This window comes from Streptomyces sp. NPDC098101 (assembly GCF_044760185.1).
Lineage (GTDB): Bacteria > Actinomycetota > Actinomycetes > Streptomycetales > Streptomycetaceae > Streptomyces.
Map to the genome: position 1 here is coordinate 694,198 of NZ_JBIWAS010000001.1, position 20,205 is coordinate 714,402.

The following is a 20,205-nucleotide window of genomic DNA, read 5'->3' on the forward strand; positions in this document are numbered from 1 at the left end:
CCTCAGGCCGCCGGGACGATCGTGACCCTGACGTGCTTCATGATCGGCTGGTCGCTCTGGGTGCTGTAGTCGCCCAGCGCGCACAGCACGTTCATCTCGGGCATGTAGCCGGCCGCGCACCCCCGGGGGATGTCGTACGGGACGGCGAGGTAGCCGTTGAGGTGCCGGTGGCTGCCGTCCCGCGCGGTGCTCGTGATGTCGACCGGGCCCATGTCGGCGATGCCGCGCTCGCGCATGTCGGCCCGGTTCATGAAGACGAGCGTGCGCAGGTTCTTGACGCCCCGGTAGCGGTCGTTGTCGGAGTAGATCGTGGTGTTCCACTGGTCGTGGGAGCGCATGGTGCCCAGGGCCAGTTCGCCGGGGGCGGGCACCACGTCGGGCAGCGCGGCGGCGGAGAACTCGGCCCGGCCTGACGGGGTGAGGAAGACCAGCTCGCGGGCGGGCTGCTTGATGCGGAAGCCCAGCGGCAGGCGCACCCGCCGGTTGAAGTCCTCGAAGCCGTCGAGCGCCCTGGCCATGGTGTCCCGGATGCGGTCGTAGTCCTCGACGTACCACTCCCACGGGGTGGCGCTGTCCGGCAGCGCGGCCCGGGCCATGCCCGCGATGATCGCCGGCTCGGAGAGCAGGTGCGGCGAGGCGGGGCGCTTCATGCCGACCGACATGTGCACCATGCTCATCGAGTCCTCGACCGAGGTGCTCTGGATCCCCTTGCGCTGGTGGTCCTTCTCGGTCCGGCCGAGGCAGGGCAGGATCAGTGCCCGCCGCCCGTGCACGACGTGGCTGCGGTTCAGCTTGGTGCTCACCTGGACGGTCAGCTCGCAGGTGCGCAGCGCCTCGTAGGTGGCCGGGGTGTCGGGGGCCGCGAGCGCGAAGTTGCCGCCCATGCCGACGAAGACCTTGATCTTCCCGTCGCGCATCGCCCCGATGCTGGTGACGGTGTCCTTGCCGTGCTCGCGGGGCGGGTCGATCCCGCAGACCTCGGCGAGCCGGTCGAGGAACTCCGGGGTCGGGCGGTGGTCGATGCCGCAGGTCCGGTTGCCCTGGACGTTGCTGTGTCCGCGCACGGGGGAGGGGCCGGCGCCCTCGCGGCCCAGGTTGCCGCGGAGCAGCAGCAGGTTGACGATCTCGCGGACGGTGTCCACGCCGTGCTCGTGCTGGGTGACACCCAGGCACCAGCTGACGATGGAGCGGTCGGCCTCGCGGTAGACCCGGGCCGCCTCCAGGATGTCGTCCCGGCTCAGCCCCGACTGGGTCTCCAGCTCCTCCCACGGGGTCGCCCCGCACAGCGCCCGGTACTCCTCGAAACCGGTGGTGTGCCGCTCGACGAACTCCCGGTCCAGGGCCTTGGGGTCGGTCTCGGCCTGCTCCAGGACCGCCTTGGCCATGCCCCGCAACAGCGCCATGTCGCCGCCGACGCGCACCTGGAGGTTGAGCGTGCCGGTGCGGGTGGAGTGGAAGGTGGCCATGTCCTTGAAGTCGTGCGGGATGATCGTGCGGGTGGCCGCCGCCTCGACGAGCGGGTTGACGTGCACGATCTGCGCGCCCCGGTGGTACGCCTCCGCGAGGGCGGTCAGCATCCGGGGCGCGTTGGAGGCGGCGTTGACGCCGAGGATGAAGAGGGCGTCGGCGGTCTGCCAGTCCTCCAGGTCGACGGTGCCCTTGCCGGTGCCCAGCGCGGCCTGCATGGCCCGGCCGCTGGCCTCGTGGCACATGTTGGAGCAGTCGGGCAGGTTGTTGGTCCCCAGCTCGCGGGCCATCAGCTGGTAGAGGAAGGTGGCCTCGTTGCCGAGCCGGCCGGAGGTGTAGAAGGTCGCCTCGTCCGGGTGGCCGAGGCCGCGCAGCGTCTCTCCGACGAGGGCGAAGGCGTCCTTCCAGGTGATCGGCACGTAGTGGTCGGTCTCCGGGTCGTAGACCATCGGCTCGGTGAGCCGGCCCTCGTTCTCCAGGTCGTAGTCGCTCCACCCGTCGAGCTCGGTCACCGAGTGGGCGGCGAAGAACTCGCGCCCGACCCGCTTGCGGGTCATCTCCCAGGTGACGTGCTTGATCCCGTTCTCGCAGATGTCCAGGTGCAGGCCCTTGGTGTCGTCGGGCCAGGCGCAGCCGGGACAGTCGAACCCGCCGTTCTCGTGGTTCATCTTCATGATCGCCCGGGGCCCGTCGAGCGGGAGGGCTCCCTCGCGCGCCATGAAGCCGGTCACGCTCTTGGCGGCGCCCCAGCCGGCGGCGGGGTGGTGGTACGGGTGGAACTCCGGATCGCCCTCGGGAGCCGGGCCCACGCGGGGCTCCAGGGTCTCCGGGGTGTCCTGGAGGGTCTCCGGCTTTTCCTGGTCGGTGCTCAAGGATCTCACCCTCTCGCCCCCCGGGGCCTGGGCGGTACAGGGCGAAACAGCCCCTTCGGGCAGGCTATGTCCGCCCCCGTACCCATGCCACTCGACCCGGAGGGGCCGGCCGCACACCGCCCGCCCCGGCGGTGACCGCCGGCCGCCCGGTCCGGAAGCGGCCGTCGTACGGGTCGTGCGCCGCCCGCCCCGGTGGCGGCCGTCGTACGGGTCGTGCGCCGCCCGCCCCGGTGGCGGCCGTCGTACGGGTCGTGCGCCGCCCGCCCCGGCGGTGACCGTCGTACGGGGCGCGCGCCGCTCGCCCCCCGGCGGCGGCCACCCGGTCCGGAAGCGACCGCCGTACGGACCGCACGCCGCTCGCCCCCGGCGGGGCCCCGCCGGGCTGCGCGAAGGATCACGCCCGCCTACGCTGACGCTGTCCCTTGAGTACCTTTTGCCCGACTCATCGTTCTCGTTCCGTTCTGCGGGGCCCTCTCCGGCGGGAGCGCCATGGCCGTACCCCAGCCCGTCCTCATGCCGCCCTCCCGGGCGGCCCTCTTCCTGGTGGTGACCGTGCACCCCGGCGCCGAGGCCGCCGTGCGGGACGCGCTCCAGGACGTGACCGGGCTGACCCGCTCGGTCGCCTTCCGGGCCCCCGCCGACGGCCTCACCTGCGTCGTCGGCATCGGCTCCGAGGCGTGGGACCGGCTCGTCGGCGACCCGCGCCCGCGCGACCTGCACCCCTTCCCCGCCCTCCGGGGCCCCCGCCACCGCGCGCCCGCCACCCCCGGTGACCTGCTCCTCCACCTGCGGGCCCGGCGCGCGGACCTCTGCTTCGAACTGGCCCGCCTCCTCCTGGACCGGCTCGGCCTCTCGGTCGCCGTCGTCGACGAGGTGCACGGCTTCGGCTACTTCGACGAGCGCGACCTGCTCGGCTTCGTCGACGGCAGCGAGAACCCCTCCGGGACCCTGGCCGCCGAGTCCGTCCACATCGGCGACGAGGACCCCGGCTTCGAGGGCGGCAGCTACGTCGTCGTCCAGAAGTACGTGCACGACATGGCGGCCTGGGACGCGCTCGCCGTCGAGGAGCAGGAGCGGGTCATCGGGCGCAGCAAGGCGGCCAACGTCGAGATGCCCGACGACGTCAAACCCGCGAACTCGCACATCGCGCTCAACACCGTCACCGACGAGAACGGCGACGAGCAGAAGATCATGCGCGACAACATGCCGTTCGGCCGGGTCGGCAGCGGCGAGTTCGGCACGTACTTCATCGGCTACGCGCGGACGCCCGCCGTCACCGAGCGCATGTTGCGCAACATGTTCCTCGGCGACCCGCCCGGCAACACCGACCGCATCCTCGACTTCTCCCGGGCCGTGACCGGCGGCCTCTTCTTCGTGCCGAGCGCCGACCTCCTCGACGAGCTCCCCGGCGCGCCGGACACCGCCGCCCCCGGGGAGTCCCTGGGCATCGGCGGCCTGAAAGGAGCCTGAGCCCCATGACGACCCCCGAGGGCACCACCAACCTGCACCGCGAACTCGCCCCGATCACCCCGGCCGCCTGGGCCGGGATCGAGGAGGAGGCCCGCCGCACCTTCCGGCGCCACGTCGCGGGCCGCCGCGTCGTGGACGTCCCTGACCCGGCGGGTCCGGAACTCGCCGCCGTCGGCACCGGACACCTCTCCGCCGTGGACCCGCCCGCCCCCGGCGTCACGGCCCGGCTCCGCGAGGCGCGGCCCCTCGTCGAGCTCAGGGTGCCGTTCACCGTCACCCGGGCCGCCGTCGACGACGTCGAGCGCGGCGCCCAGGACTCCGACTGGCAGCCCGTCAAGGACGCCGCCCGCGCCCTGGCGTTCGCCGAGGACCGTACGGTCTTCGAGGGGTACGCGGCGGCCGGCGTCGAGGGGCTGCGCGCCCGCAGCTCGAACCCGGTCGTACGGCTGCCCGCCGAGCCCCGCGACTACCCCGACGCGGTCAGCCGCGCCCTGACCGCGCTGCGGCTCGCCGGCGTCGACGGCCCCTACGCGCTGCTCCTCGGCGCCGACCAGTACCGGGCCGTCAGCGAGACCTCCGACCACGGCTACCCCGTCGCCGCGCACCTCGCCCGGATGCTGGACGGGCCCCCGATCTGGGCGCCCGCCCTCGACGGCGGCTTCGTCCTCTCCACCCGGGGCGGCGACTTCGAGCTGCGCCTCGGCGAGGACGTGGCCATCGGCTACGCCTCCCACGACGCGGACACGGTCGAGCTGTACTTCCACGAGACGCTGACCTTCCTGACGTACACGGACGAGGCCGTCGTCGTCCTGGAGGCCTGAGCCGTGCGCGCCCGGTTGCGCGGCGCCGTGCCCCGGCTCGTCGGGTCGGCGCTCGTCGGCGCGGCGGTCGGCGCCCTCGTCGCCGTCCCGACCCACGCCCCGCTCGGCGTCCTCGCCGGCATCGCCGCCGCGGAGACCGCCTTCGTCGTCACGGGCTGGGCCGTCCTGTGGCCCATGGACGCGGCCACCACCCATCGCAACGTCCGCCGCGAGGAGTTCCGGCCCGTCGTCGAGGAACTCGCCGTCGTCTCGACCTCCCTGGCCGGTCTGGTCGGCATCATCGTGCTGCTCCTGGTCGGCCGCACCGACCTGAGCCACGCGGCGGCCGCGACGGCCCTCTGCGGCGTCTTCATGGCCTGGGCGGCGCTCCACCTGATGTACGCCGCCCGCTACGCGTACCACTACTACGTCCCGGAGCCGGGCGGCGGGATCGACTTCAACACCGAGGAGCCGCCCCGCTACAGCGACTTCCTCTACTTCAGCTTCAACCTCGGCATGACCTACCAGGTCTCGGACACCAACGTCTCCACCGCCGGGCTCCGCGCCATCGTCCTGCGCCACTGCCTGCTGTCGTACGTCTTCGGGGCCAGCATCCTGGCCACCACCATCAACCTGGTCACCGGCATCGTCACGGGCTGACGCCCCCGGCGCCCCGGGGGCTCAGTCGCGCCACCACGGTTCGCGTACGTACCGGCTCTCCTCGCTCACGCAGTCGAGGCCGTTGGAGATCTCCCCGGCGTCCAGGTTCCAGCCCACGACGCCGTTGCCCTTGCGGCTCAGCTCGATCAGCCGCTCGTCCGACGTCCCGGCGCCGCTCGTCACCCGGCACGTCACGATCGACGTCCACGCCTGCCCGTCGAGCGCCGAGACGAAGAACAGGACCGGCAGCACGACCACGGTCAGGACCAGCGCCACCCACTGCTCCGCCCCGGCGGCCCGGCGCAGCCAGCCCGGCGGCCGGTACCCGGTGTCGTGGTGCTCCTCCCGGTCCCGCGACCGGTGCACCCGGCGCCGGCCCGTCCGGTACTCCTCGATCACGCCCTGCCGCAGCGCGAAGGAGGCGAGCCCGGTGCCCAGTCCCCACCACGGCCCGAAGAAGCAGGCGTCGACGACGCCCACGGCGATCGGGGTGACGGCCGTGAGCCCCAGCCGCTGGAGGGACCGGGTCCGCCCGCCGCCCGCCGGCACCGCGCCGCGCGCGGCGAAGAGGGCGAAGACCACGCGGGAGACGACGACGGCGAGCACCGACCCGAGCAGCGGATCGGTGATCACCATGCCGAGCAGGATGTCCGGCCAGTTCGCCGGCTCCATGCCCACGAGCACGTCCCGGACCGCGTCCCCGCCGCCGACCGTGTAGGTGAGCTTGGTGACCGGCACGGCGAAGAGCAGGGCCACCAGGACGGTGTGTCCGGGCCCGCCCTTGCGGTCGGCCTCCCTGAGCCCCTTCCGCTCCCGCCCGGCGTCCGCCTCCCGCACGGCGCCGTCAGCCGACCGAGACCACGGTCGCGGTCGTCCGGCCGCCGGGCGTCTCGTACGTCACGGTGTCCCCGGCGCCGTGGCCGAGCAGCGCCTTGCCGAGCGGGCTGTCCCCGGTCACCAGGGTGGGGTCGAGCGCGTCGGCCAGCTCGGCGATCCGCACGGTGCTCTCGGTGCCGTCGTCGAACCGCACGGTCACGCTGCTGCCGACGCCGACCGTGCCGGCCGGCGGGGGAGCGGCGGCGGAGGCCTCCTCCAGACGGCCCTCGATCTCCTTGATGCGCCCGTTCAGCCGGTCGGCCTCGTCGGCGCGCATCAACTCGTCGGCCTCGTCGGCCCTGTCGCCCGTCTGGTCGCCGCCGCCGTCCCGCAGGGTGGCGGTCACCGAATCGCGTTCGGCGCGCAGCTCGGCGAGCTCCTTCTCCAGCTCCTCGCGGGCGACGGCGTTGATGGGCTCGGGTCCACCGGTCATTCCTGCTCCCGTTCAGACGAGGACGCGGACGAGTGCCGCAAAGGTCCCAAATGAGTAATTCAGGACGTTATCAGGCGTGGCGCGCGGGGAACGCGAGGACCGACCGCACGACCTCGTACGGTGACCCGGAGAAGCCCCGCCGACAGGGAGAAGCGCACCATGGCCGTCGTCCACCGCACCACGATGCGGCCCACCAAACTGGAGCTGCTCGCCGCGTGGCTCCCCACCCGCCCCTGGTACGCCGGCGGGGCCGACGGCCCGCGACTGGCCAGGGCGGGCGGGTTCCGCCTCGACGACCCCGGGGGCGAGGTGGGCATCGAGTTCATGGTGGTGACCGACGGCACCGGCCCGGACGCGGTCGCCCACCAGGTCCCCCTGACCTACCGCGCGGACCCGCTCGCGGGAGCCGAGCACGGCGTCCTGGGGAAGCGCTGGATCTACGACGGCGTCCACGACCCCGTCTTCGTCGAGCGCCTGCACGCCCTGCTCGACGGCCGCGCCGAGCCGCAGGAGCAGACCGCGACCGACACGCCCGACCCCACCGTCGCCGTGGTGCCACTCACCCCGGACGGCAGCGGGGCGGACGCGGAGCCCGTACGGGTCGAGGAGGGCCCCGACCACACCGACGTGGTGCTGCGGGAGCCCGGCGCGCCCGCGCCGCTCGTCCTGCGGGTGCGGCGCGTCCTGCGCACGGACGACGGACCGGACGGCGGACCGGACGACGGTGCCCCGGCCCGGGTGACCGGGGAGTGGCTGCGGCCCGACGGCACCACCGCACGGGGCACCTACGCCACGGCGTTCACGGCCCTCACGGCCCTCAAGGCCTGAGCGCCGTCGCCAACTGCGCCCGGGAGCGCACGTCGAGCTTCTGGTAGATGCGGGTGAGCCGCGCCTCCACCGTCTTCACGCTCAGGTACAGCTTCGCCGCCGCCTCCTGGTTGCTGGCGCCCTGGCCCACGAGCCGGGCCAGGCGCAGCTCCGCCTCGGTGAGGGAGGAGAGCGCGGACACCGTCTCCTCGCCCCCGGCGCCCCCCGCTGCACCCTCGCCCGCCGGGGTCTCGCCCGCCAGGGCCAGCCACGGCGCCGCTCCGGCCCGTTCGAACACCGACGCCGCCTCGTGCAGGGCGCTCTGCGCCGCCGACCTGCGCCTCCTGCGGCGCTCCACCCGGGCCAGCGCGATCAGCGCCCGGCCCCGTTCGAGGGGCAGCCCGGCCCGCCCGAAGTCCCCGGCCGTACGGGTCAGCAGCTCCGCCGCCTCGTCCGTACGCCCCTCGGCCGCCAGGCACAGGGCGTACGCCCGGTCGCAGCCGAGCAGGACCGTGGACCGCCCGAGCCGCTCCGCCACCGGCCGCACCTCCGCGAGGAGCGTCAGGGCCTCGCCGACCGCGTCGTGCGCGAGGAGCGCCTCGGCCAGCTCCTCGTGCCAGCGCAGCATCGACGGGTCCACGGTCGACTGGGCGCGCTCGTCGGCCTGGACCCGGCGCAGGGTCTCCAGGGCGGCCGCCACGTCCCCGTTGATCAGCTGGACCCGGCCGAGCGCGTACCGGCTGCGGGAGAGGAAGACCCGGTCGCCCTCCTCCTCCGAGGCCTGCACGCTGCGGCGCGCGTAGCTCGCGGCCCGCGCGAAGCTGCCGCCCGCCGTCTCCGCGAGCGCCAGCGCGTACCAGGCGGGACCGGGGGAGAGCCCCGCCTCCAGGGTGAGGGCGAGCGACTGCCCGGCGTGGGCGAGGGCCGCCCCGCACGGGCCGATCCGGGACTCGATCTCGGCCAGCGTGCGGAAGAGCTCGATGGCGTCCTCGACGGAGCCGCGCCGCTGCACCAGCGGCAGGAGCGCGCCCAGTTCGTCGCGGGCCTCCACCAGCCGGTCGTCGAAGAGGGCGTGGCGGATCGTCAGGATCTGGGCGGCGTTGCGGATGCCGAGGGGCCGCTCGGCCAGCTCCAGGGCCCGCGCCTGGGCGAGCACGGCATCCGCGTCCGGCGAGCCGAGCGCCCGCTCCATCCGCGCCTGCACGGTCAGCGCCTGCGCGGCGGTGCGCGGATCGCCCATCGAGGCGGCCAGCGCGGCCGATTCGACCGCCGCCGTCCGCGACCGCTGCGGATCGCCGTCCGCGAGCACGTACTTGACGGCGAGCCGGAGCTGCACGGCGGCCCGCAGGGCGGTGTCGCCCTCGGAGTCCTCCATGGCGTGGACGTACATCTCGTCGAGGCCGGTCAGGCCCTGGCCCGCCGTGTCGAGGACGGCGAGGCGCGCCCGCACCCGGTCGGCGGGCACGGCGTCCCGGGCGAGCAGATCGGTCGCGGCCCGCATCGCGAGGTCGGCGCGGGCCGCCCGCGCGGCCTCCTCGGCCGCGTCCACGAGCCGCGCGATCCGCCGCGTGCCGAGCCGGCCGGGCGTCGACTCGGCGGCGAGCAGCGCCAGTTCGGCGGCGAGCGCGCTGTTCCCGCGCCGCCGGGCCAGATCGGCGGCGGCCGCGACCTCGGCGGCCAGCTCCTCGTCCGGGCTTTCGGCGGCGAGCGCCCGGTGCCGTACGGCCTCCACGGGGTCGTCCACCACCTCCGCGAGGGCCGCGTGCCCGGCGCTCCGCTCGGCCCAACAGGCGTCGTGCACCAGGGTGGACGGCAGCAGCCCGGCGGTGAAGGTCACCGAACCGTCCTCGGCGAGCGACACCAGGTCGGCCCGCTCGGCCGCCGCCAGGTCAGCCTCCGCGTTGGGCCGCCCGGCCCGGCGCACCAGCGTCGCCGACGGGCGCAGCGCCAGGGCGGCGAGCAGCAGCGTCTCCCGTACGGCGGGCGGCGCGGCGCCCAGGAGCTGGCGGGCGAGGTCGCGGGCGCGCCCGGAGAGCGTCAGGGCCTCGGCGTGGTGCACGGGGGTCCGCGCGTCGGCCAGCGAGCGGCCCACCGCGAGCGCGAGCCGCGGATTGCCGCCGCTCGCCCGGTGGATGCGGCCGGCCATCCGGGACGGCAGCCGGTGGTGGATGAGGAGTTCGGCGATCTCGTCGGCGTGCAGTGGCGGGACGCGCAGCACGTCCGCCTCCGAGGGCACCCAGAGGTGGCTGGCGTGCGGGTCCTCGGAGCGGTGGGCCTCGCCGTACGGGTCGTGGGCCTCCCCGTACGGCTCGGGGGTCTCCACGGCCACCACCCGCAGCGCGGGCGGCGCCAGATGGAGCGCGAAGCGCAGCAGGTCCGCGCTGTCCGGGTCCACGTGCTGCACCCCGTCGACGACGAGAAGCACGGGCCCCCGGCAGGTCAGGGTGCGCAGGATCTGGGCGATGCCGAGGCGCAGCGCGATCGGGTCCCAGCCGTCCGCGTCGATCGGCGCCTCGCGGCAGAGCATGGCGACGGCGGTGCGCTGGGGACCGGGCAGCTCGTCGAAGACCCCGGAGGCGAACACGCCGGTGGTGTACGGGCCGGTGGTGTACGGCCCGGTGGCGTGCGGCCCCGGGGCGGACGGGTCGGCGGCGTACGGACCGCTCGCGTACGGGCCGGCGCCATGGGCCCCGGCGGTCTGCGCGGCGGCGGAGGTCCTGGAGGAGCCGGGGGCGGGGACGGCCGGCAGGGGCGTCCCGGGCCCGGCCGCGTCGGACGGCTCGGGGCGGACGGCGCCGGATCCGGGCCAGGTCACCGTCGCCGCCACGGAGGCGACGAGCGCGGCGGCCGAGGCGCCGGGTATCTCGCGGTCGGACGGCAGGGACGCGAGCCACAGCACGGTCTCGCCGCGCGCCTCGGCGCGGGCCGCCCCCGCCAGCGCGACCTCGGTCTTGCCCACCCCCGCGGGTCCGGTGAGCAGGGCGCGGCCCCGCGTGTGCAGGGCGCGCTCCAGCCGGGCGAGGAGCTCTTCGCGGCCCACCGGCGCGGGATTCGCCCCCACGCCCGCGGGGCGCAGGGCGACGTGCGGAGCTGTCGTCACTGTCCACCACCTCCGGCCGCTCGGGCCCCCGGCCCATGAGCCCCGTGCGCAGAGAATACGGAGCCCACCGGCGGAGTCCAGGCCCCTTGTCCGGCATACGGACAGCGCGCTCCGGTCGCGCGCGCTCCCCCAACGCCAGGACGCGCCCGTGGTGTAGACCACGAGCGCGTCGCTGACCAGCAATGATGCTGATGTGGGGGGTGGGTCGAAGGTGGTGCGGTGGTGCTTTAGAAGGTGAGGCTCCAGCCGTTGATGTAGCCGGTGTCACCCGTGGCCACATCGCGGACCTGGAGCTTCCAGGTGCCGTTGGCGACCTCGCTCGACGCGTCGACCGTGTAGGTCGTCACGACGTTGTCGGCGCTGTCCGAGGACGACGAGGTCTTCAGGTTGCGCACCGTGCCGTCGGGGGCGACCAGGTCGATGACCAGGTCCCCGCGCCAGGTGTGCTTGATGTCCACGCCGACCTTGAGGGCGGCGGGGGCGTTGCCGGTGCGACCGCTGACGCCGATCGAGGACGACACGGTGGTGTTGTCCGGGATCGAGACGCGCGTCGAGTTGCTGAAGACCGTGCCGGTCGGCGGCGTGGTGGTGGTGACGGCGTTGACCGTCTTCGCCGCGTCGGCGATGCCCGCGCCGCAGCCGCCGGTGCAGGTGCCCGGCAGCGGGCGGGCGTTGGCCTTGATCGCGGACTCGATGTCGGCCGGGGTGAGGGTGCTCTTGGCCGACTTCAGGAGGGCGGCGAGGCCGGCGATGTGCGGCGCCGCCATGGAGGTGCCCTGGTAGGGCTTGTAGTTCTCGGCCGACTGGGTCGTCGTGCCCGAGTTCAGCGTCGAGAGGATGCCGTTCTCGGGGGTGGTGACGGTGCCGGGCGTGTCGGTGGCGCGGCGGGTCTCGCCGCCGGGCGCGGCCACGTCCACGACGGTGCCGTAGTTGGAGTAGAACGACCGGTTGCCCTCACGGCTGGTCGACGCCACGGTGATGACGTTCGAGCAGTTGGCGGGGGTGAAGCCGGAGGTGTTGGCGTTGCTGTTGCCCGCGGCCACGACGACGGTGGTGCCGCGCGAGACGGCGCCGTTGATGGCGGTCTGGTAGACGCTCGGGCAGGTCGAGCTCGCGCCGCCCAGGCTCAGGTTGACGACCTTCGCCGGGGTCGGGTTCGCCGGGACGCCCGGCACGGTGCCGCCGGAGGCCCAGGTGATGGCGTCGGCGATGTCGGCCGACGAGCCGCCGCACTTGCCGAGCACGCGCACGGGCTGGATCTTCGCGTTGTACGCGATGCCCGCGATGCCCTTGGCGTTGTTCGTGACGCCGGCGATGGTCCCGGCCACGTGGGTGCCGTGCCAGGAGGAGGTGGAGGCCTTGGAGCCGGCGCCGCACTCGTTGTCGGTGGCGTTCCAGTCGCCCTCGTCCTTGGCGTCCGCGTCGCGGCCGTTGCCGTCGCGGGCGTCGGCGGAGGTCGAGATGAAGTCGTAACCGGCGACGACGTTGGCGGCCAGGTCCGAGTGGGCGGCGTAGCCGGTGTCGATGACGGCGACGGTGACGCCGGAACCGGTCGTCTTGTCCCAGGCCGTCGGGACGTTCATGCCGCCGGTGGGCTCGAAGAGGTCCCACTGCTTGGCGTAGTCGGTGTCGTTCGGCGTGACCGCCATCGCGTAGGCGCGGATGTCGGGCTCGACGGAGGCGACGGCCGGGTCGGCGCGGAACGCGTCCATGACCTTCGCCACGTCCTGCTTGCCGACGCCCTCGCCCAGGTCGACCAGGGCCCCGCCGGCGGCGAGCCGGCGCTCGAAGGAGAGCTTCTCGCCCGTCTTCGCGGCCTTCTCGGCGGTGTCGCTCTTCGCGGCGGCGTTCGAACCGGCCTCGGCGGCCTGGTTCTTGTAGGTGACGATGAGCTTCTCGACCGGGGCGCTGGGCAGCGCCTGGATCGCCTGCGAAACCGGCGCGGGCTTCGGGGTGGGAGCGGCCGGGGCGGCGGCGAACGCCCCGGAGGTGGTGGCAGCGGCACCGAGGATCGCGGCACCCGCGACCACGGATATGACTCTCCGCCTGGAACCGTTCAAGGTGTGGCCCTTTCGATGACGACGTAACTGCGAAGCAGTGGCGGCGGCGCGGGACACACGGGGCGAAGTGGGGTCGCGATCCGGCGTTCCCTGGGCTTGGGGGGCCCGTGCGCCGCCACCGGCGCGACGGCCCGGGTCAAGGCCGTCACCGGCGGATGCCACCCTTCTCATGCACCTGTCATGGTGCGACTCGGAGGATGATATCTGCCGGTGCGGAGGACAGTAGGGAACGGGGGGGTGAACCCGATACGGGGAAAACCCTTGTCACCCCTCAGGGGGTGGCGGGGGGTCGGTGAGGGGGAGGGGGTGCCGGCCGGTTCAGCCCAGTTCGAGCGTGGTGATCCCGAAGACGCGTTCCCGGGCCACCGGGCGGACCGGGCCGGTGTACATCCGGGCCGTCTCGAAGGTCGGCTCCAGACCGCGCTCCAGGGCCAGGCGTGCCGCCGCCGGATTGACCTCCGGCATGTCGACCGCGATCCGGTCCGCGCCGAAGTCCCGCGCCTCGGCCGCGAGTCCGTCGAGCAGGGCCGCCGCGTCCGCCGGGCCGTCCGCGAACAGCGGCCCGATCCGGGCCTCGTCCTGGGCGGGACGAACCACCCCGTATCCGGTCAGACGTCCGTCGACGACCCGGGCCAGGGCGCGGTGTCCGGGGGTCGTCAGCCAGGCAGAGAGGAACCGCGGCCGGTCGGCGTGGTGGCAGGCGCCGTCGTACGCCGCGAGGGCGTCCGGGCCGACCCGCCCGGCGGGCACCAGGCCGGCCGGCGGGGCGTCCGGGGCCGGGACCCCGCCCACGTACCGCGCCGTGCGGTACGCCGCCGTGAAGCCGGAGCGCCGGTAGTTGTCCTGCTGCGCGGGCACGCCGTCGAGCCCGACGGCCCGGTCGCCCGCGTGGACGAGCGCGGCCCGCCAGGTGGCCAGGCCGTACCCGAGGCCGCGGAGCTCGGGCCGCACGAGGTAGAAGCCCAGGAAGGCGTAGGCGTCGTCGTAGCCGACCACCGAGACGGCGGAGACGGGCTCCCCGTCGATCCGCCCGAGGAAGAACCCGCGCGGGTCCTGCGCGAAGAACGCCGCGACGTCGGAGACCCCCGGGTTCCACCCCTCCTCGACGGCCCAGGAACGCACCAGCGCCCAGTCCTGCGGTGTGGCGGGGGAGACGGTCGGCGAGCCGGGGGCCATGGGGTGTCCTTCAACGGCCGGGAGGAAACGGGAGCGTGCCGCGACGCCCGGACGGCGGGCCGGATACCCGGGCAAAGCGCGCCGAGCATAACGCCGTACGGGCTGCCGCCCGACCCGGACCGATCGAATCCGGCCGTGTCGGGGACGGGGGGTGGAGCGGGCCGGGGAGCGGCGGGCGCGGCCCGCCGACGCGCGCCCGTGTGCGGAGGCCCCGCAGGGTCGCCCGCGTGGCCCGCCGCCTCCTGCGGGCGCGTCCGGGACCGTGGCCGTTTGCGTCCCGAGGGGCGGAGTGTGCCGAGTGCCGGCGGGTGTGGCCCCCGGTGAGTCTCTGTGTGCGGAGGCCTCGCCGGGTCGCTCGCGTGACCCCACAGCTTCCCCTCGGGCCGTCCGGAACCGCCCCCGCCCCGGGGGGCATCGGTGGGCGCGGCTCACCGGCGCGTCCGTGCGGCCCCGACGCCTCCCGGCGAGCGAGGCCGGGACCGTGCCCGTTCCCGTCCGGGGGGTGCCGGTTGTCAGCGGGTGTGGCCCGCCGGCGTGCGCCCGTGTGCGGTGCCTCGCCGCCTCCCGCAGGCGCGGCCGGAACCGCCCCCGCCCCGAGTCGCGCAGGTCCGGCTCAGTGCACCAGGCGCAGGCGGGAGGAGGCGATCGTGAGGTGGATCGTCTGGCCCCAGGTCAGTTCGAGCGTGTCCGATTCGACGCCGTCGCCGAAGGCGATCAGGCGGTCCGACTCGACGGTGAGGCGCAGGCCCCGGCCGGGACCGAGGAGGCCTTCGACACGGCTGGTGCCGGTCGTCGGCGACGGCCAGGCCTCCCGTACGAACCAGGCGAGGCGGGGGTCCGCGGGCGCGGGCAGCGCGAGGGCGCTGGAGCGCTGCTCCCACAGGGAGCGCAGCCAGCCCGTGGCCCCCGTGCCGGTGCCGACGAGCACCCCCGACGACGCCTGGGCCTCGGCCGGGGCGTCCGTGCCGTCGAGCCCGAGCGTGTAGCGGGCGGTCTGGTGCCCCGGCGGGCCGACGTAGATCTCGTTGAGCGCGAGGAGCCGCTGCGTGTCGTCGGTGACGGCCTCGACCATCGTCAGCTCGTCGGCCGCCGCGCCCTCCCCCGCCGCGTACGGCAGCAGCCGCCGCGCCTGCGCCGCCCGGTGCCGCACCAGGACGCCCGGATTGCGTCCCGGGTCCGCGTCGATGCCGACGACGGGCTGCCCGGTCAGGTACTTCGCCGCGTTGGCGACCAGGCCGTCCTGACCGACCACCACGACGACGTCCTCGGGCCCGAAGAGGAACCGGTCCAGATCGGCGCGCTCCACCCGGGTCTGCCGCCACGCCAGCGGCACCGCGCCCGCCACCTCGGCGAGCGCCCGGTGGGCCCGCTCGTGCCGCTCCCGCACGGCCTCGACCGAGCGGCCGCGCGCGGAGAGGAAGAACGCGGCCTGCCCGTGCGTACCGTGCCGGGCGAGCAGCTCCTCGTACTCCGTCGTCCGGTGCACGAGCACCGCGCGCGGCGCGAGGCTCACGGCCGGACCCCGCCGGTCCCGCCTCCGCCGTGCTCGCCGCCGAGCCGGGCGAGCAGGCCGGTGAGCACGTCCGGGGAGAGCGTCAGGTGCTCGATCCGGGGCAGGTTCTCGGCGGCCCGCTGCACCGCGAGGGCGTGCAGGACGGCCGGATCGGTCTCCGCGTGCGCCCGCAGCCACGCGGACTGCGCCCCGGCGCGCGCCTCGCCCACCTCGCGCGCGGCCTCCGCCTCGGCGCGGGCGAGCCGGACCTTCCGTACGGCCTCGGCCTCGGCCCGCACCGCGTCGGCGGCGGCGTTCTCCTCGGCCTCGCGGCGCGCGTTGGTGCCGCGCTGCTCGACCAGCCGCTCCTCCTGCCGGGCCAGCTCGATCTTGCTGGCGAGCTCGTTCTCCGCGATGGCGCGCTCCCGCTCGACGGCGACCGCCCGCCGCTCGTAGGTGGCCCGGTCGGCCTCCTGCTGGATCTGCTCGCGGGCGGGGGTGCGCAGGGCGCGCTCGACCTCGGGCTCGGGGCGGATGGCCACGACCCGGACGGCGACGACCTCGATGCCGGTGTCCGGCAGGCGCGGCTCGGCGGCGAGGCCGGTCGCGACGCGGTCCCGGACCGCCGCCACGCCGTCGACGAGCGCGGCGGCGAGGGTGGTGCGGGCGAGGACGTCGAGGGCGTGCTGCTGGGCGGTCTCGGTGAGGAGGGTGGCGATCTGCTCCAGCGGGGTGCCGCGCCAGGCGCCCGTGTCGGGGTCGACGGAGAAGTCGAGCCGGGTGGCCGCCGCGCCGGGGTCGCCGATCCGGTACGTGACGGTGGACTGCACGCTCACGTCCTGGAAGTCGGCCGTACGGGCGTGGAAGGCCATCGCCAGCTCCCGGTCGTTCACCGGCACCTCGGAGAGGGCGGCGGTGCGCGGCCGGAACCAGAAGCTGAGCCCCTCGCCGTCGTGGACGAGCTTTCCGCGTCGCTGGTGGCGGATGTGCGCGGTGGGCGCGGAGCGCAGATGGCGCCAGCCGGCCCGCCGGGTGATGTCGGCCATGGAAACCCCCTTGTCGTCATGTTGACGATAGGGGGTGGATTCAGTTGTCGTCAAGGTGACGAATGAGGGGTGCCGCCCGCCCTCACCCCGTGAGCGGGACGCCCACCGGCTCGGCCTCCGGCGCGGCGAGACCGGCGATCCGGGCCGCCGGAAGACCCCCGGACCCGGCGACGACCCCGACCCCGGTGCCGACTCCGACCCCGGTACCGGCGGTCGCTCCGGTGCCGACTCCGACCCCGGTGCTGGCGACGGTCCCCGTCTCTCCCGTCCCGCCGCCACCCTTCGTCAGGAGCACCACGCCCCGCGCCGCGATCAGCGACGCGCCGGCGGCGGCGAGCCAGCCCCAGGCCCCGGCCCGGAAGGTCTCGCCGAGCAGGGCCACGCCGATCACCGCGGCGGCCGCCGGGTTGGAGAGGTTGACGACGGCCAGCGGCGCCGCGAGCCCGCCCCGGTAGGCGGCCTGCGAGAGCAGCAGCCCGCCCGTCGCGAAGCCGGATATGAGGACCGCGAGCAGCGCGGTCTGCCACCAGGTCGGCTCGGTGCCGGGAAGGTTCAGGGCGAGCGCGGCCGTCAGGGTCTGGGTGAGCGCCGAGGCGACGCCGGAGGCGATCCCGGACGCCGTGGCGTGCCCGAGTCCGCGCCCGGCCCGCCCGCCGCTCCCCTGGAGGCGGCCCGAGGCGAGCGCGGCGATCAGGAGCGCCGTCACCGCGGCGACGACCAGCGACTCGCGCAGGCTGAGCGCCTCGCCGGGGGCCGCGGGCCCGGTGACGGCGACCAGGCCGACGAGACCGGCCAGGGTCCACAGGGCCCCGCGCCACTCGGTGCGGGTCACCCGCCGGCGCGCGCAGTACGCGCCGAGCGGCAGCGCCGCCACCAGGGTCAGCGCGCCGAGCGGCTGGACCAGGGTCAGCGGCCCGTAGTGCAGGGCGGCCACGTGGGCGAGGGCTCCGGCGGCGTTCAGGCCGACGGCCCACCACCACTGCCCGCGGGCGAGCAGCGCGCGCAGCGCCCCGCGCCCGTCGGGGGCGGCGGGCGACGCGGCGGCGAGCCGGGACTGGGCGACGGCGGCGAGCGCGTACCCGGCGGCGGAGACGAGGGAGAGGAGCACCGCGAGCGCGGTGCCGGCGGCGGGGTTCATCGCAGGGCTCCGACCGGGAGGGGGGCCGTCTTCGGGCGGCGGCGTACGGGTGGGGGTGCCGTCCGGGGCCCGGGGGCGCGGACGGCGAGCAGCGCCAGACCGAGGAGCGCGGCGGCGGCCAGCGCGTCGAACCAGTAGTGGTTCGCGGTCCCGACGATGACGAGCAGGGTGACCAGCGGGTGCAGCAGCCAGAGCACCCGCCACCGGGAGCGGGTGGCGGCGATCAGGCCGATCGCGACCATCAGGGCCCAGCCGAAGTGCAGCGACGGCATGGCGGCGAACTGGTTCGCCATCGAGTCCGTCTCCGGCACCGCCCCGTAGACGGAGGGGCCGTAGACGCGGGCGGTGTCGACGAGTCCGGCGGCGGCGAGCATCCGGGGCGGCGCGAGCGGCATCAGCAGGTGCAGCGCGAGCGCGGCGGCGGTGAGGAGCGCGAGCACGCGCCGCGACCACAGGTAGTGGTCCGGGCGGCGCAGGTACAGCCAGACGAGGAAGGCGACCGTGGCGGGGAAGTGCACGGCCGCGTAGTACGTGTTCGCGGCCCGGACCAGCGGTTCGCCGTGCATGAGGAGCTGCTGGACCGCTCCCTCGCCCGGCAGGTGGAGCGCGCGCTCGGCGTCCCAGACGCGGTCGGCGTTCCGGAAGGCGCGGGTCTCGTGACCATTGGCGAAGAGCCGGCCGAACTTGTAGACGAGGAACAGGGCGGTGACGAGCAGCAGCTCGCGCAGCAGGGGCGGCCGGGGGGCCGCTCTCGGGGCCTCTCCGTTCGCCTCCTCCCCCTCTCCGGCGTCGGGACCGGCGGGGCCGGGGGTAGGCGTCGCCCCAGGTCCGGCAGGACGTGGTCCTCGTATCCCGCGTGTCCCGGCAGCCATCGCGCGGCCCTCTAATCCGTCAAATCGGCAACAAACGGAGGAAGCCTAGATCCGTTTTCAGCGAGACGCAAGCGTCTCGATACGTTTGCGTCTCGATTGTGCACCCCCTACTCTCGTATGTGCAGAGGGAGACCCGTACGGGAGGGACCGATGTCCACACAGGCCGCCACCGCCGCGGCCCGGCGCAGCAAGATCACGCCGGAGCGCGAGACCGAGCTCTACGACGCGGTGCTCCGCCTCCTCCGCGAAGGCGGCTACGACGCGGTGACCATGGAGGGCGTCGCCGCCCTCACCAAGTGCGGCAAGGCCACGCTCTACCGGCAGTGGGGCACGAAGCCGCGGCTCGTCACCGCGGCCCTCGCCCGCCGCCGGTGCGTCGTCTTCGGCGGCATCGACACCGGCACCCTCGCCGGCGACCTGCGCGAGGCCGCCCGCATCGCCGCCTCCCACCACGAGCGCGACGCCGGACTGATGGAGGCCGTCGCCCAGGCGTACATCCAGTACCCCGACCTGCGCGCCGCCTTCCACGAGACCGTCATCGCCCCCGAGATCGCGGCCATCGACGCGATCGTGGCCCGCGCGGTCGAGCGGGGCGAGGTCGAGGCGGACAACCCGGCCGTCGACTTCGTGGCCCCCGGCTTCCTCGGGATGCTCCGCATCGAGCGGATCTGCGAGGAGCGGTTCAGGGACACCTCGGCCATGCGGGCCTTCGTCGACGCCGTCCTCCTCCCGGCGCTGCGCGCCACCGGGTGAGCCGGGGTGCCGTCCGGCACCCTGGACCCATGGCCGCCACCACCCCCGCCGTCCGCGTCCGCCGCGTCTACGAGACCCCGTCGCCCGACGACGGGGTGCGGGTCCTCGTCGACCGCCTCTGGCCGCGCGGCCTCGCCAAGGCGGACGCGCGTATCGACGAGTGGCCCAAGGCCCTCACGCCCTCCACGGAACTCCGCCGCTGGTACCACGGCCCCGAGGGCGGGGACGAGGAGTTCCGCCGCCGCTACGAGGCCGAACTCGCCGCCCCGGCCGCCGCCGAGGCCCTCGCCCGGCTGAAGGACCTCGCGAGCCGCGGCACGGTCACGCTCCTCACGGCGGTCAAGGACCCGTCGACCGGCCACACGGCCGTACTGCGCCGGGAGATCGAGGCGGCGGGGGAGCAAGGCGGGTAGCGGAACCGGCGCACGGGGTCAGGGGGCGTCCCGGCGCAGCCGAGGCGCTTCGGCGGCCGCGTCGACGACGACGGCACCACCGTCCCTTCCGGTGCCTCCGCCCTTCCCCGCACCCCTGTCCTTTCCGGCGCCTCCGCCCTTCCCCGCGCTTCCGTCCGTCTCCGTGCTCTCGCCCTTCCCCACGCCCGCGTCCCTCCCCGCGCGGTCGGCCAACTCCCGTGCCCAGGAGACGAGCCCGCCGACGTCGATCCCGTAGGGCCCGGACTCCGCTGCCCCCGGTACGCCCGTTCCCCGTACGCCCGTCCCCGGCCCGCCCGCCACCGATACGCCCGCCCCCGCTACGTCCGCCAGGCGGTCCGCGCCGCGCCGCAGCAGGCGCGCCCCGCCCGCCGCGTTGCCGCGGGCCGTGTGCGTCAGGCCCACGGCGAGCTGGGCGAGCCCCTGCCACAGGTCCCGCTCCGCCTCCGGACCGGACTTCCAGGCGTCCTCGAAGACCTCGTGCGCGTGGAACGGCATCCCGGCGTCCAGCAGCCGCTGCGCCTCGCGCAGGGTCGCGTCCGGATCCCGTACGACCCCCTCGGGCTGCCGGGGCACCCCCTCCGTCCCGTACGGCAGCGGTCGGCCGAGCCCGTCGCGGGGGCGGGCGCTGCGGGCCCGCCCCTCCTCGTCGCGGTCCCTGCCTCGGTCACTCGTGGTCCGGTTCACCCCTCCATTGTCGCCCCCGGAACGATCAGGAACGCTAGGCTCGTCCGACAAGCGCTTCGTGCCGG

The 20,205-nt window shown here is 75.1% G+C and carries 17 protein-coding genes; 6 read left to right on the forward strand and 11 right to left on the reverse strand.

Going from position 1 to position 20,205, the window contains the following annotated elements; genetic code table 11:
* Window positions 1–2: 2 nt before the first annotated feature.
* Window positions 3–2,339: an FdhF/YdeP family oxidoreductase gene (locus ACIQVI_RS02910; RefSeq protein WP_403590221.1), complete on the reverse strand. Its 2,337-nt coding sequence runs from the start codon at window positions 2,337–2,339 to the stop codon at window positions 3–5.
* 489 nt (window positions 2,340–2,828) lie between these two features.
* On the opposite strand from ACIQVI_RS02910, the gene ACIQVI_RS02915 reads away from it, so the two are divergent.
* Genes ACIQVI_RS02915 through ACIQVI_RS02925 form a run of 3 tightly spaced genes read left to right on the forward strand, consistent with a single transcriptional unit; the run spans window position 2,829 to window position 5,269 of the window.
* Window positions 2,829–3,809 (forward strand): Dyp-type peroxidase, encoded by a 981-nt coding sequence (locus ACIQVI_RS02915; protein ID WP_403590224.1) that lies wholly within the window; start codon window positions 2,829–2,831, stop codon window positions 3,807–3,809.
* Window positions 3,810–3,814: 5 nt separating this feature from the next.
* Window positions 3,815–4,630, forward strand: a complete 816-nt coding sequence (locus ACIQVI_RS02920) for a family 1 encapsulin nanocompartment shell protein (RefSeq protein ID WP_403590227.1) — start codon at window positions 3,815–3,817, stop codon at window positions 4,628–4,630.
* A gap of 3 nt (window positions 4,631–4,633) precedes the next feature.
* A complete protein-coding gene (locus ACIQVI_RS02925) occupies window positions 4,634–5,269 on the forward strand; it encodes a DUF1345 domain-containing protein (RefSeq protein WP_351972193.1) in 636 nt (211 codons plus the stop codon).
* 21 nt (window positions 5,270–5,290) lie between these two features.
* Here ACIQVI_RS02925 and ACIQVI_RS02930 read toward each other — a convergent pair whose 3' ends face one another.
* Window positions 5,291–6,106 carry a hypothetical protein gene (locus ACIQVI_RS02930; protein ID WP_403590230.1) on the reverse strand — a complete coding sequence of 272 codons (816 nt, stop codon included), beginning with the start codon at window positions 6,104–6,106 and terminating at the stop codon, window positions 5,291–5,293.
* 7 nt (window positions 6,107–6,113) lie between these two features.
* Window positions 6,114–6,578 carry a GreA/GreB family elongation factor gene (locus ACIQVI_RS02935; protein WP_351972195.1) on the reverse strand — a complete coding sequence of 155 codons (465 nt, stop codon included), beginning with the start codon at window positions 6,576–6,578 and terminating at the stop codon, window positions 6,114–6,116.
* A 159-nt stretch (window positions 6,579–6,737) separates the two neighbouring features.
* On the opposite strand from ACIQVI_RS02935, the gene ACIQVI_RS02940 reads away from it, so the two are divergent.
* The gene (locus tag ACIQVI_RS02940; RefSeq protein WP_403590233.1) at window positions 6,738–7,406 is read left to right on the forward strand and encodes a 1,4-alpha-glucan branching protein; all 669 of its coding nucleotides are present in this window, start codon (window positions 6,738–6,740) and stop codon (window positions 7,404–7,406) included.
* Here the strand turns inward: ACIQVI_RS02940 and ACIQVI_RS02945 are convergent.
* From ACIQVI_RS02945 to ACIQVI_RS02975, 7 genes are all read right to left on the reverse strand, one after another.
* Complete coding sequence (locus ACIQVI_RS02945; RefSeq protein WP_403590236.1) at window positions 7,396–10,485, reverse strand: AAA family ATPase; 3,090 nt, start codon at window positions 10,483–10,485, stop codon at window positions 7,396–7,398. The genes ACIQVI_RS02940 and ACIQVI_RS02945 overlap by 11 nt on opposite strands.
* A gap of 227 nt (window positions 10,486–10,712) precedes the next feature.
* Window positions 10,713–12,515: a S8 family peptidase gene (locus tag ACIQVI_RS02950; protein WP_403590239.1), complete on the reverse strand. Its 1,803-nt coding sequence runs from the start codon at window positions 12,513–12,515 to the stop codon at window positions 10,713–10,715.
* Between the two features lie 348 nt (window positions 12,516–12,863).
* A complete protein-coding gene (locus tag ACIQVI_RS02955) occupies window positions 12,864–13,721 on the reverse strand; it encodes a GNAT family N-acetyltransferase (protein ID WP_403590241.1) in 858 nt (285 codons plus the stop codon).
* A 613-nt stretch (window positions 13,722–14,334) separates the two neighbouring features.
* Window positions 14,335–15,234 (reverse strand): hypothetical protein, encoded by a 900-nt coding sequence (locus tag ACIQVI_RS02960; protein ID WP_403590244.1) that lies wholly within the window; start codon window positions 15,232–15,234, stop codon window positions 14,335–14,337.
* Window positions 15,231–16,259 (reverse strand): SPFH domain-containing protein, encoded by a 1,029-nt coding sequence (locus ACIQVI_RS02965; RefSeq protein ID WP_351971798.1) that lies wholly within the window; start codon window positions 16,257–16,259, stop codon window positions 15,231–15,233. Before ACIQVI_RS02965 ends, ACIQVI_RS02960 begins: the two co-directional genes overlap by 4 nt.
* A gap of 82 nt (window positions 16,260–16,341) precedes the next feature.
* Window positions 16,342–17,397, reverse strand: coding sequence for a DMT family transporter (locus tag ACIQVI_RS02970; RefSeq protein ID WP_403590247.1), 1,056 nt, complete (start codon window positions 17,395–17,397; stop codon window positions 16,342–16,344).
* A complete protein-coding gene (locus ACIQVI_RS02975) occupies window positions 17,394–18,269 on the reverse strand; it encodes a phosphatase PAP2 family protein (RefSeq protein ID WP_403590250.1) in 876 nt (291 codons plus the stop codon). Before ACIQVI_RS02975 ends, ACIQVI_RS02970 begins: the two co-directional genes overlap by 4 nt.
* A gap of 150 nt (window positions 18,270–18,419) precedes the next feature.
* Here ACIQVI_RS02975 and ACIQVI_RS02980 point away from each other — a divergent pair, with 150 nt between their 5' ends.
* Complete coding sequence (locus ACIQVI_RS02980; RefSeq protein WP_403590252.1) at window positions 18,420–19,022, forward strand: TetR/AcrR family transcriptional regulator; 603 nt, start codon at window positions 18,420–18,422, stop codon at window positions 19,020–19,022.
* A gap of 29 nt (window positions 19,023–19,051) precedes the next feature.
* Entirely contained in the window at window positions 19,052–19,435 is a 384-nt protein-coding gene (locus ACIQVI_RS02985) for a DUF488 domain-containing protein (RefSeq protein WP_403590255.1), read from the forward strand.
* An 18-nt stretch (window positions 19,436–19,453) separates the two neighbouring features.
* On the opposite strand, the gene ACIQVI_RS02990 is transcribed toward ACIQVI_RS02985, so the two are convergent.
* On the reverse strand, window positions 19,454–20,140 hold the full coding sequence (locus tag ACIQVI_RS02990; RefSeq protein WP_403590258.1) for a DUF309 domain-containing protein: 687 nt from the start codon (window positions 20,138–20,140) through the stop codon (window positions 19,454–19,456).
* Window positions 20,141–20,205: the final 65 nt, after the last annotated feature.